General features: G+C 70.0%; 7 protein-coding genes and 2 pseudogenes. 3 read left to right on the forward strand and 6 right to left on the reverse strand.

Features of this window, described 5'->3' with window-relative positions; translation table 11 throughout:
* Positions 1 to 36: 36 nt before the first annotated feature.
* From ABZ646_RS27610 to ABZ646_RS27635, 6 genes are all read right to left on the reverse strand, one after another.
* Positions 37 to 1,866, reverse strand: coding sequence for an RICIN domain-containing protein (locus tag ABZ646_RS27610; RefSeq protein ID WP_360524297.1), 1,830 nt, complete (start codon positions 1,864 to 1,866; stop codon positions 37 to 39).
* 45 nt (positions 1,867 to 1,911) lie between these two features.
* Positions 1,912 to 4,059 carry a beta-galactosidase gene (locus tag ABZ646_RS27615; RefSeq protein ID WP_360524300.1) on the reverse strand — a complete coding sequence of 716 codons (2,148 nt, stop codon included), beginning with the start codon at positions 4,057 to 4,059 and terminating at the stop codon, positions 1,912 to 1,914.
* A gap of 65 nt (positions 4,060 to 4,124) precedes the next feature.
* Entirely contained in the window at positions 4,125 to 5,072 is a 948-nt protein-coding gene (locus tag ABZ646_RS27620) for a carbohydrate ABC transporter permease (RefSeq protein WP_360524303.1), read from the reverse strand.
* Positions 5,069 to 6,007, reverse strand: coding sequence for a sugar ABC transporter permease (locus ABZ646_RS27625; protein WP_360524314.1), 939 nt, complete (start codon positions 6,005 to 6,007; stop codon positions 5,069 to 5,071). The genes ABZ646_RS27620 and ABZ646_RS27625 overlap by 4 nt, the downstream gene beginning before the upstream one ends.
* Positions 6,008 to 6,093: 86 nt before the next feature.
* Positions 6,094 to 7,488 (reverse strand): extracellular solute-binding protein, encoded by a 1,395-nt coding sequence (locus ABZ646_RS27630; RefSeq protein ID WP_360524306.1) that lies wholly within the window; start codon positions 7,486 to 7,488, stop codon positions 6,094 to 6,096.
* Between the two features lie 418 nt (positions 7,489 to 7,906).
* The gene (locus tag ABZ646_RS27635) at positions 7,907 to 9,040 is read right to left on the reverse strand and encodes a LacI family DNA-binding transcriptional regulator (protein WP_360524308.1); all 1,134 of its coding nucleotides are present in this window, start codon (positions 9,038 to 9,040) and stop codon (positions 7,907 to 7,909) included.
* A gap of 861 nt (positions 9,041 to 9,901) precedes the next feature.
* Between ABZ646_RS27635 and ABZ646_RS27640 the strand changes: the two are divergent.
* The 3 genes and pseudogenes from ABZ646_RS27640 to ABZ646_RS27650 form a co-directional block, all read left to right on the forward strand.
* A pseudogene (locus ABZ646_RS27640) lies at positions 9,902 to 10,099 on the forward strand (hydrolase); the annotation flags it as partial.
* A gap of 55 nt (positions 10,100 to 10,154) precedes the next feature.
* Positions 10,155 to 11,228: pseudogene (locus ABZ646_RS27645) on the forward strand (arabinofuranosidase catalytic domain-containing protein); the annotation flags it as partial.
* A 158-nt stretch (positions 11,229 to 11,386) separates the two neighbouring features.
* Positions 11,387 to 11,775, forward strand: a 389-nt coding sequence (locus ABZ646_RS27650) for a cbb3-type cytochrome c oxidase subunit I (protein WP_360524311.1), incomplete at its 3' end; no start/stop codon positions are given.

Below are 11,775 nucleotides of genomic sequence, written 5' to 3' on the forward strand. Positions count from 1 at the left end.
GCCCGGCGTTGCGCCGGGCTCCGACCGCTGTCCCGGTCAGGGGGCTGGAAGGCGGAGGGTCTGACGGACGAGCTTCCAGTCCTGTGAGCCGTCGCCGGCCGCGTTCTGCAGGGTCAGCGGCGCTCCCGCGGACGCCCCGGTCAGGTAGAGGCTCGTGTTCTTGACGGCCTGGAACCTGTAGTAGCCGTCGGACGTCCTGACGAGGTTCCAGCTGCCCGTCGCACTGTTGTCGACCCACTGGCCGATGCGCTGACCGGCCGTGGCGTTGCCCGTCCAGATGGCCGCCGCGCGGCCGCCCGACCTGTTCAGCAGGGTCGTACCGCCGTTCGGCTCGTCCACCACGTGCCACTGCTGGGTGTCCGGGTCGGCCGCCGCTCCGGCGTCCTCCAGGACCACGTCCGGCGTGTCCCCGTTGCCGAGGTCGGCGTCGTTGGTCCTGTTGCCGGTGCCGATCACCTGGCCGGTCCTGCGGTTGACGAGCCGGTAGTAGGTGCCGGCCGAGTCGCCGAGGTCGACCTCGGCGTAGGCGATCGTGGAGGTGCCCTGGTTGTTGAGGATCGCGATGCGGCCGGTGCCGTCGACGTACTGGAGGTTGCGGCTGTAACCGGCCGGTGACGTCGTCCGGTACTCCGTCCAGACGCCGTCGCTGCGTCCGCTCTCGTTGACCCACACGTCGCCGCTGTTCGCCGCGTTGTAGACGAGACGCCCGTCGGGGAGCCGGATGAGCACCGGGCTGCCACCGCCCGCGAGCGGCCGGGAGCCGGCGACGACCGGGAGCGAGCCGACCGACATGCCGGTCTGGCTGCCGCGGAAGAACTTCAGCGGGTCGTCGGCGATGACGTACCGGGTGTTGGCCCCGCCGCCCCAGTACTCGAAGGTGAGCATCCACCTGCCGTCCGACGTGGCGACGACGTTGGTCATACCCGGCCGGCCGCCGCCGATCCCGGTCTTGCCGCCGCCCATGTCCTGGACGGACCCGGAGACGTCGACGACGGGGTCGCTCCAGCCGGTGCTTCTGCCGTCCCAGGTCCGGTGCACGAGGATCTGGCCGTGCGAGTCAGTGGCCGTGTCGTTGGCGGGGTCCTTCTTCGGGACGCCGGTGACCGGGTCGAAGCCGGTGTAGTCGTTCTCGTCGGAGTAGTAACAGACCAGCTTGCCGTCGTAGACCATCAGGTAGGGCTCCCACAGGGGGTCCACCTGCCGGTACGTGTTGGCGGCGGCGACGTTCTGCCCGATCGCGCCCGCGCTGCCGCCCTGCCATCCTCCGGCGGCGACGACGTTGAGGACCTTCCAGCTGCTGCCCTGGTCGGTACTGGCGAACAGGGCGATGGCCAGGTCGCTGCGGTCGCCGTCGTTGGACGGGGTCCAGTTCGGGTCGGCCGCCTTGTGCTCCTTGTAGTAGGCGTCGTCACCGGAGACGACACTCGCCAGCAGGAGCGTGCCGGCCTTCAGCCCGCCGACGCTCCGCGGAAGCACGTAGAGGTAGGGGTTGGTCCAGTTGCTGGTGTACCGGGCGTACCTGGGGTCCTTGGAGAGGTACGCCGGCGCCTTGACCTCCGACAGCGGCTGCCAGCTCGTCCCGTCGTCGTCACTCTTGTAGACCGGCAGGGTCTGCCCGTCGGCGCTGCCCGAGTTCGGTACGACAGTGGACTTCTCGAACGACGCCACCAGCCGCCCGCCGGACAGCTGGGCCGTCTTCGGGTAGACCGCGCAGTTGCCCCGCCCCTTCAGGCACGCATCGCTGCCGAGCTGGTAGAGGATCCCGCCGGTCGGGTTGTACGCCTGCGCGCCGGACGCGGGGACGGCCAGCAGCGCGGCGGCCGCACCGAAGGTTCCCAGCGCCCTTCCCAGGGTTGTTCTCCGCATGACTCCTCCTTCAAGACGATCACGGTGGTGCGGACGACGCCTTCCTCAGGCGTCCGGGGTGGTGCCGTCATGTCCGGCGACGAGGACGCGGACGTCCCACGGACCCAGGTCCAGCTCCGCACCGGCCGGTACGTCGCCGCCGCTCAGGACGTCGGACAGGGGTACCGGGGACGGGACCCGTACGGGCTCCCAGCTCCAGTTGTGGACGACGTGGACGTGCCGCCCGTCCGGCGAGGTCCCGGTCGTGACGGTCACGGACTCGGGCAGGTCCCGCCAGCCGCCGCACGGGTCCGGCGCCGCCCAGGCGGCCAGGGACCGGGCGAGGTCACGGCCGGGGACCGTGCCCACGCAGGTGACACGGCCGGCGCCGTGTTCGCGGGTGGTGACGGCGGGCCAGCGCCCGAAGTGCGGGTGCTCGTAGGAGGCCAGCACCTCGGCGTCGACGGGCGTGAGCCCCTCGGCCCAGTGCGTCGCCGTCGCGTCGGCGGGCACGTCGAGCGGTGCGCCGTCCACGCCGCGGACGGGCACGGTCCCCACCAGGTTGCTGAACTCGTCGTAGTGGACACCTGCGGCTTCGGCGAGACGGCCGGGTGCCCGGTCGATCCGGGCGCGGGCCTCGTGGTCGGCGTAGCCGGTGCGGGGGCCCAGCACGAGGTGGCCGCCGGCGTGCGCATAGGAGGTGAGCCAGTCCAGGGCGGCGTCGGTGGCGATGTACAGCGCCGGCACGACCAGCACCGGGTGGCGGTGTGCGGCCTCCTCGGGTGCCGTGTTCTCGACCAGGTGCGCGGCGTGCACGATGCGCACCTGCCGGCCGGCGTCGAAGGCGCCCCGGTAGAAGGGGTCGAAGATGCGGTGGTAGGCAGCGGGGTCCGGGGCGCCGTCCGGCTTGGCCAGCGGCGGGTACTTCTGCATCAGCCACTTGCTCGGCGTCGAGTACACCATCGTGATGTCGGCGTCCGGCTCGATCCCGGCGACGAGCGGACCGGCCTTCTCGAACTCGGCGCCCAGGCGGGCGATTTCGGCGTACGTGCGACCGGGCCGCCCGCTGTGCGGCAGGACACCGCCCCAGTAGGTCTCGGCGCCGAAGCGCAGGGTCTGCCACTGCCAGTACTCGATCATCCGCGCGCCCCGGGCCACGTGCGCCCACGCCGTCTGGCGCCACTGGCCGTCGTAACCCGGGCGGTTGTCCCAGGCGAAACCGATGGAGTTCGCGTTGGTCTCGGTGACCAGGAAGGGTTCCTGGCGGGAGGAGTACATCCAGTCCGCGGTCTCGTACATCGACCAGAGGCCGCTGGTCTTCCAGATCTGTTCGTGCTCGTCCGGGGTGGGGTCGGGCAGCAGGAGGCCGTCCTGCATGTCGTAGTACGGGTTGCCGGAGGCGATGTCGAGCCGCGCGGCCAGTTCGTCGTCCGCGACGCCCTGGCGGGTGTAGGAGATGCAGGTGGTGACGAAGTGCTCGGGGCTCGCGTACTCGCGGACGATGTCGGCCTGCCAGCCGATGAACTCGGTGACCTGCCGGGCCTGGAACTCCCGCCAGGCGACGTCGTACTGCGGCTGTTCGTTGCCGTCCGGCGTCCACAGGTCCGACCAGTCGGACAGCCGGTGCGACCAGTAGACCAGGCCCCACTCGCGGTTCAGGGTCTCGACGTCGCCGTACGTGTCGCGCAGGTGGTCGACGAAGCGCTGGAAGACACCGCGGTTGTGGAAGAGGTGCAGGCCGGGTTCGTTGTCGACCTGCCAGCCGATGATCGCCGGGTGGTCGGCGTACCGGGCGACGATCTTGCGGATGATCCGCTCGGCGTGGAAGCGGAACGCGGGGTGCGTGAAGTCCACCTCCTGGCGTGCGCCCCAGCCGATGCGTTCGCCGGTCCGCCGCTCCCCCGTGATCTCCGGGTACTGGCGGGCCAGCCACGGCGGCACCGCGTAGGTCGGGGTGCCGAGGACGACGGAGATGCCGCGTTCGTGGGCGCCGTCGAGGACCGGCTGGAGCCAGTCGAGGTCGAAGCGGCCGTTCTCGGGCTCCCAGGTGGACCAGACCGACTCACCGACCCGGATCACGGTGAAGTTCGCCTCGGCCATCAGGTCCAGGTCGGTCTTCAGCCGTTCGTCGGGCCGAAGTTCGGGGTCGTAGGCGGGCGTGTACTCGTGGTAGTACGCGGCGCCGAAGAGGACGCGGGCGGGCAGAACCGCCATGGGGGAACCTCCGAGGATTCGTTGGGGGGACGGGTCCGGGAGTCGGCGCCGTCGTCGGCGGGTTGTCACTGCTTGACGCCGCCGGCGGCCAGACCGCTCTGCCAGTACCGCTGCAGGAGCAGGAAGGCGACGACGAGCGGAATGACGGAGATGAGGGAGCCGGTGACGACGAGCGCGAGCATGTTGCTGTTCGCGCCGCTCCCGCCGCCGAAGGCCTGGGACGCCCAGGAGGAGAGGCCGACCGTGACGGGGTACAGCTTCGGGTCGTTCAGCATGATCAGCGGCAGGAAGTAGTTGTTCCAGGTCGCCACGAGCGTGAAGAGCACGACCGTCACCAGACCCGGGGCCAGCAGACGCAGCGCGATCGTGAAGAAGATGCGCAGTTCCCCCGCGCCGTCGATGCGTGCGGCCTCCAGGAGGCTGTCCGGGACGGCGTCCGCGGCGTAGATCCGCATGAGGTAGAGGCCGAACGGGCTGACCAGCGACGGCAGCACGACGGCCCAGGGGGTGTTGACGAGGTCCACCTTCGCGAAGAGCAGATAGGTGGGGATGGCGAGGGCGGTCGTCGGGATCATGACGGCGCCCAGGACGAGGGCGAAGGCCGCGCTGTTGCCGCGGAACCGGTACTTGGCGAAGCCGTAGCCGGCGGCGGCCGCCAGGAGCGCGGCGCCGAGTGCGCTGCCGACGGAGTACAGGACCGTGTTGAGCAGCCAGTGCAGGAAGACGCCGTCGTCGTGCGTGAGCGTCTCGTGGACGTTCTCCAGCAGTTGCGGCGCGTGCGAGAACCACAGGCCGAAGCTGGTGAAGAGGTCCTGGGTGCTCTTGGTCGAGGAGACGGCGAGCCAGAACAGCGGCAGCAGGAAGTACGCGAGGACGGCCAGCATGACGATGGTCAGCGGGGTGCTGCGGCGTCCGGCGGATCGCCGGCGCCGGCCACGGGCGGTCCGCGGTGTGCCGGTCGCGGTGGCGCGCGGGGCCGGCCGGGACGTGGACGGGGGCGTCGCGGTCGTCACGAGGTCCTCCTGCGGTTCGCGACGAACAGGACGGCGTAGGAGAAGATCACGATGACCAGGCCGAGGAGGAAGGACACCGCGGCCGAGTAGTTGACCTGCTGACCGGTGAAGGCCAGGGAGTAGGCGTAGAGGTTCGCGGTGTAGGAGTTGTCGATGACGTCGGGCGCGATGGGCTGGAGCAGCTTCGGCTCGTTGAACAGCTGGAAGCTGCCGATGACGGAGAACAGCAGGGTGAGCAGCAGCGCGGGACGCAGTGCCGGGAGCTTGATGGACCAGGCGATCCGCCAGGGTCCTGCGCCGTCCATCGCCGCGGCCTCGTAGAGATCTTGCGGAACGGTCCGCAGCGCCGCGTACAGGATGATCATGTTGTAGCCGACGAACTCCCAGGTCACGATGTTCGCCAGGCTTCCGAGCAGCCAGCCGTCGCTGAGGAAGTGCGGGGCGGGCAGGCCGAGTTTCTGACTCAGCTGGGCGAAGGGGCCGAAGTCCGGCCCGTACAGGTAGCCCCACATGAGGGTGGCGACCACGCTCGGGACGGCGTAGGGCACGAAGATGCCGAGCCGGATCACCCGCGCGAGCCGCAGCAGGCCGCTGTCGAGCGCGAGCGCGAAGACCAGGGCGAGCAGGAGCATGAGGGGGACCTGGATGACGAAGAACTGGGCGACCCTCAGCACTCCTTCCCGCAGGAGGGGGTCCTTCAGCGCCGTCAGGTAGTTGTCCAACCCGACGAAGGCGTTGCCGCCGATGAGTCTTTCCTGGAACAGGCTGAGGTAGGCGGCGTAGCCGAGCGGGGCGAGGAACATCAGCAGGAACAGCACCATGAACGGTGCGACGAACAGCGGACCTGCCGCACCTTGGCACAGGCCACCGAGGCGGCGGCGCTCGGGCCCCGCTCGGCGCGGCTCCTCGGTGGAGGCCACGGTCGTGGCAGTCATCATCGGGCCTTTCTTGGGGGAAGGGCTGGCCGGGGGGCGGGTTCCGTGCCGAAGCGTGCGGGCGTGGGCACGGAACCCGCCGCGGATCAGGCGGACTTGACGGTGAAGCCCTGGGCCTTGGCGTAGGTGGTCAGGCGCGTCTGCCAGGCACCGAGCGCGGCGACCGCGTCCTTCTTCCTGGTGAGAGCCGTGCCGACGGTCTCCGTCCAGTCGGTGACGGCTTGGTCCAGGAACGGCGGCCACTGGAAGTCGGGGCTGACCGTCCTGCCGATCCCGGCGAACACCTGGTTGACCTTCTGGCCGCCGTAGAACGAGGGGGCGTCGGCGGTGAAAGCCGGGTCCGAGAGCAGTGGCTTGGTCGCCGGGAAGAACGACTGCTTGGTGTTGAACAGCTTCGCGCTGTCCGGGTCGCTGTTGAGGAACTGCGCGAACACCGCGGCCGCGATGGGGTTCTTGGTCTCCTTGACGACCGCGCTGGTCGAGCCGCCCCAGTTGCCCGAGCTCGGCTGCGACGCGTCCCACTGCGGCAGCGGGGCGGCCCGCCACTTGCCCGCGGTGGACTTGGCCGAGCCGGCGAGGAAGACCGGCCCCCAGGCGGCGGTGATCCAGGTGGCGTACTTGCCCTTGTTGAGCGCGGAGAACCAGGCGTCGGTGAAGTCGGGCTCGACGCCGATCACGCCGTCCTGGGCCAGCCCGCCCCAGTAGGCGGCGAGCTTCTTGGAGATCGCGTCGTCGACGTCGATGGTGACGTCGCCCTTGCCGGCGGTGGCGTAGGGCTTGGCCCCCGCCTGCCAGAGCAGGCCGTGCCAGGCGGCCGCCTCGTTGCCGGCCAGGTTGGTCAGGTAGACCTCCGGGTCGGCCTTGTGCAGCTTGCGCGCGGCGGCCGCGAAGTCGTCCCAGGTCTTGGGCGGTTCGATGCCGTGCTTGTCGAAGATGTCCGCCCGGTAGAGCATGCCCATCGGGCCGGTGTCCTGCGGGATCGCCCAGATCTCGCCCTTGGAGCCGCTGACCTGCCCCCAGGTCCAGTCGACGAATGTGTCCTTGAGCTTGGCCGCGCCGTACGGGGTCAGGTCGAGCAGGCTGTCCGTGATCGTGAACGTCGGGATGGCCTGGTACTCCATCTGCGCCACGTCCGGGGCACCGTTGCCGGCCTTGATCGCGGTACGCAGCTTGGTGTAGTGCTGCACGCCCTGGCCCGCGTTGACGACCTTGACCTTGATGGCCGGGTACTTCTTCTCGAAGAGCGCGACCTCCTGGTCGATGTCCGGGACCCAGGTCCAGAACGTCAGCGTGGTCGGGGTCTTCATCGCCTTGTCGATGTCGGCCTGGCTGACCGGCTTGGCGGACGAGGTGGCGGAGCCGCCGCCACCTCCGCCGCCGCAGGCGGTGAGAGCGGCACCCAGGGAGACCGCTCCCGCGGCGGTGAGCAGGAGCCGACGGCTCATCTGGGACTGGCTGGGGGTGGAGTCGGATCTGTGCATGGGAACTCCCGCCGATGGCTGAGGGAAGGGCACGCCGGCACAGGCGTGCGCGGGGAGGGTGAGGAGAGCTACTCAGGCTCGAACGGACGGCCAGGGCACGCATGCCGGCATGGCGCGGGGACCCGTCGTAGCGGACGCCGCCCGCCGGGAGGTCCGCCTGCGGTCGAGGCGGAGGCCGGTGGACGGGGAGGTCACGGTGGAGCGGAGAACTGCGGCGCCGCCGCTGGGCGGCCGCCGTGGAGCGGAGGAGAGCTGAGAAGACCGAGAGAAGGGGATGCGGCGTCGGTGTGACGGGGTGTCCGCACAGGATTCACGCGCGGCCGGGGAGCGGTGGGCGGGAGCAGCGCTTCGTACGGCGGCTCGCCGCACGGCTCCCTGCCCGGTGAGGAAGGCGGTTCCTCGGGCCTGTCGGTGCCGGTCAGTCGTACGCGGACGCACCTCCGCCCGGGGCCGGGCCGGGCCGGCCCCCACTCGGAGCAGAGCCGGCCGACCCGCCGCGGCCCGGGGTCGTCCGGGGCGGCGGGGGTGCGGTCGAGGCGCGGATCACCAGGTCGACCGGTGGTTCACTGGCCGGCAAGGGGGGCGCGTCGGGGTTCTCGATGGAGTGCACGAGACGTTTGAGCCCCTCCTGCGCCACGGTGTCGAAAGGCTGACGCATCGTGGTGAGCGGAGGGGTGACATAGGCGGCGACCGGGATGTCGTCGAAGCCCACGACGCTGACGTCCTCGGGGACACGTCGGCCGGCTTCCGCCAGCGCGCGGACCAGCCCGATCGCCATGTCGTCGTTGGCGGCGAACACCGCGGTCAGGTCGTCGTCGGCAGCCAGTTCACGACCCGCCGTGTAGCCGGTCGCGGCGGACCAGTCGCCCTCCACCACGGGCGGTATCCGCCTGCCGTGCGCGGCGAGCGTCGACCGCCAGCCCTCCAGCCGGTCCCGGGCGGCGTACCAGCGCTGCGGTCCTGCGAGGTGGTGGACGGTCTCGTGCCCCAGTTCCAGCAGGTACTCGGTCGCCGTACGCGCCATCAGGTCGGCGCCGACTCCGGCGGCGAGCGTCCTTGGCATGGACAGGGGCGGCGCCCCGAGGACGAGGACCGGTACGTCGCCGCGGGCGGAGAGGTCCTCGCCGTGACCGTCGTCGATCGGTTCGGAGATGATGATGCCGTCCACGCCCTGGTCGAGGAGCGAGTCGACGGCACCGGCGACGCCGGTCGGGTCGCCTTCCACGGTGTTGACCACGCGGAGGGCGTACCCGGTGTCCCGTACGGCGCGCTCCACCAGCATGATCAGGGAGGCGGGCCCGTACAGGGCGGTTCCCAGCGTCACCACACCGATGGAGCGGGTGCGTCCGGAGGCCAGTGCGCGAGCCGCGTTGTTCAGCCGGAAACCGAGTTCCTCACCGGCCTCCAGCACCCGGCGGCGTACCTCCGCGGACACGTACGGCTCGTCGTTGTACACCCGGGACACCGTCTTCTGGGAGACGCCCGCCAGCCGGGCCACATCCACGCTGCGCGGTGCGCCGGAACTCCCGCCCCGTCCTGCGCCTCGCCTCATGGTGACTCCGGGTGTCCGTGACCTGTGACGGTCCTGGGCATTTCTGACTGCGCTGACATGTCTACGCAGTCAGAAGGCGTCCGTCAAGCGCCTGAAACAGATTCGCAACCTGAACGTCGGGGCGTCCGGGGCGCAGAGCGGCTCATGTGCGAGAGGGGGTGAGAGCAGGAGCCGCAGGTCTTGACGCGGCAGCCATGACTGCGTAGACAGAACGCGAGCGAGGGGCGCGGCCGGGCGCCATGGCCACGACCCGGAACACGGCCGCCTGTGGCGGCCGACCGAAGCCGGGCGTCAGCTGAGCCGCCCCCCTGCGGGTACCTCACGACCAGTGCCGCGAGGCGCCGCGGAACGCATCACCGGCGTCGCTACGCGAGCGACCGGGCCCTTTCGACCGACAGACGCCCCCCGTGCGCCCCAGCCGGTTCGGGCGCACACCAGGGCGCGGGCACCCGGCCCCATACCGGCGGACCGATCTGCCGACGGACCGCCGGCACCGGCACGCACCGCACCTCCAGCCTTCCGGACCAGGCAGGGGGAGCCTTCTCGCACAGGCTGCGAGTCCACTCTCCTCGGCCGGGCCCAGCCATTCGTCAACCCGCCAGACAAAATCCTGTGACAGGCATTGACGATCGCTACGAGATTCCTATCATTCCAAAGTGTCCGAAACTCGGAGTGATGTTCGATATGTCGGACATGTATGCGTTCCGCACAGCACGCGCAGGCAAGGGCCACTGAATACTTCCGGAGTTCACCATGGCTTCACCTCTGTCATGTCCATGCTCAGAAGCTCGAAGACTCGTCTGCGGACCCGCTCAAAGGCGCCTCCTACGCACGGCGACCAGGGCGGCAACCTGCGCGGCGCAGAACCCGCCCGAGCCCGACCAGGGCAGCCGGACGCACCGCGTCACCACCTACACCGGCTGCTCGGCCGGGCACCCCGTCGAATGGGCCGCGTTCGACGAGGGCCACATCGCGGCGCCCCAGGACGGCACGGGCGGCGACAGCGGCTCCAGGGCCTGGGTGCCGGCCGAGATCTGGAAGTTCTTCACCCGGTTCTGAGGTCCCCATCCGGCTCCGGCCGGGCAACACCCCCCACCATCGAAGGAGTTCACCGATGTCCCCTCAGCCACGGTCCCGCACCCTGCGACACGCGCTGCTCGCCACCGGAGCAACCGCCGCGCTCAGCGTCGGCCTGCTCACCGGAACGGCACCGGCCGCGCCGGCCGCCCCCGCCGCCACATCCCTGCCGTGCGATCTCTACGCCGCCGGCGGCACCCCCTGCGTGGCGGCCCACAGCACCACCCGCGCGTTGTACGCCTCCTACAACGGGCCGCTCTACCAGGTACGGCGCGCATCCGACAACGCCACTCGCGACATCGGCGTCCTCAGCGCCGGAGGCGTCGCCAACGCCGCCGCCCAGGACTCCTTCTGCGCCGGCACCACCTGTCTCGTCACCGTGATCTACGACCAGTCCGGCCGCAACAACCGCCTCACCCAGGCACCCCCCGGCGGCTTCTCCGGCCCCGCCGCGGGCGGCTACGACAACCTCGCCAACGCCACCGCGGCACCCACCACGCTCGCCGGCCACAAGGCCTACGGCGTCTACGTCGCACCCGGCACCGGATACCGCAACAACAGCACCAACGGAGTCGCCAAGGGCGACCAGCCGGAGGGCATGTACGCCGTCCTGGACGGCACGCACTACAACGGCGGCTGCTGCTTCGACTACGGCAACGCCGAGACCAACAGCCGCGACAACGGCAACGGCACCATGGAGGCCATCTACTTCGGCAACATCAAGGTCTGGGGGTACGGCAGCGGCAACGGCCCCTGGATCATGGCCGACCTGGAGAACGGTCTGTTCTCCGGCGTCAACCAGCACTACAACGCGAACGACCCCTCCATCAGCAACCGCTACCTCACCGCCGTCATCAAGGGCGGCCCGAACAAGTGGGCCATCCGCGGCGGCAACGCCCAGTCCGGCTCCCTGTCCATCTTCTACAACGGGGTCCGCCCCAACGTCTCCGGCTACAACCCCATGAAGAAGGAGGGCGCCATCATCCTCGGCATCGGCGGCGACAACAGCCACGGCGCCGCAGGCACCTTCTACGAAGGCGTCATGACCTCCGGCTACCCTTCGGACGCCACCGAGAACGCCGTACAGGCCAACATCAACGCCGCGGGCTACGGCAGGTAGCCCCCTGATTGCTCCACTCGTGGGTACCGGGTCCCCGATCGGCCGTACGGAGGCCGATCGGGGACCCCTCTTCCGACCGCAGCCGCAAGGATGACCGGTGACTCGCCTCAAAGGCGCGGATGGCCCGCAGCGTCTGGAGAAGCAAACCCGTGACTGTTCTCAACGAACCGGAGCACCCGGCTCCCGACTACTACGAGACTGAAGTACCACTCCGGGGGCGGCAGCCGGGAAACGTCGTCGTCAAGTGGCTGACCACCACCGACCACAAGACCATCGGCACGCTGTATCTGACGACGTCGTTCGCGTTCTTCCTGATCGGCGGTGTCATGGCGCTGCTCATGCGCGCCGAACTCGCCCGGCCGGGCCTGCAGATCCTTTCCAAGGAGCAGTACAACCAGGCGTTCACGATGCACGGCACCGTCATGCTGCTGATGTTCGCGACACCGCTGTTCGCCGGCTTCACGAACTGGATCATGCCGCTCCAGATCGGCGCGCCTGACGTCGCCTTCCCGCGGCTGAACATGTTCGCCTACTGGCT

It is taken from the genome of Streptomyces sp. NPDC007162, from assembly GCF_040634175.1.
Lineage (GTDB): Bacteria > Actinomycetota > Actinomycetes > Streptomycetales > Streptomycetaceae > Streptomyces.

Excerpts from the sequence above, each read along its gene's own strand:
- ABZ646_RS27610 (WP_360524297.1), bottom strand. The coding sequence starts at position 1,866 with ATGCGGAGAACAACCCTGGGAAGGGCGCTGGGAACCTTCGGTGCGGCC.
- ABZ646_RS27615 (WP_360524300.1), bottom strand. The coding sequence starts at position 4,059 with ATGGCGGTTCTGCCCGCCCGCGTCCTCTTCGGCGCCGCGTACTACCAC.
- ABZ646_RS27625 (WP_360524314.1), bottom strand. The coding sequence starts at position 6,007 with ATGACTGCCACGACCGTGGCCTCCACCGAGGAGCCGCGCCGAGCGGGG.
- ABZ646_RS27630 (WP_360524306.1), bottom strand. The coding sequence starts at position 7,488 with ATGCACAGATCCGACTCCACCCCCAGCCAGTCCCAGATGAGCCGTCGG.
- ABZ646_RS27635 (WP_360524308.1), bottom strand. The coding sequence starts at position 9,040 with ATGAGGCGAGGCGCAGGACGGGGCGGGAGTTCCGGCGCACCGCGCAGC.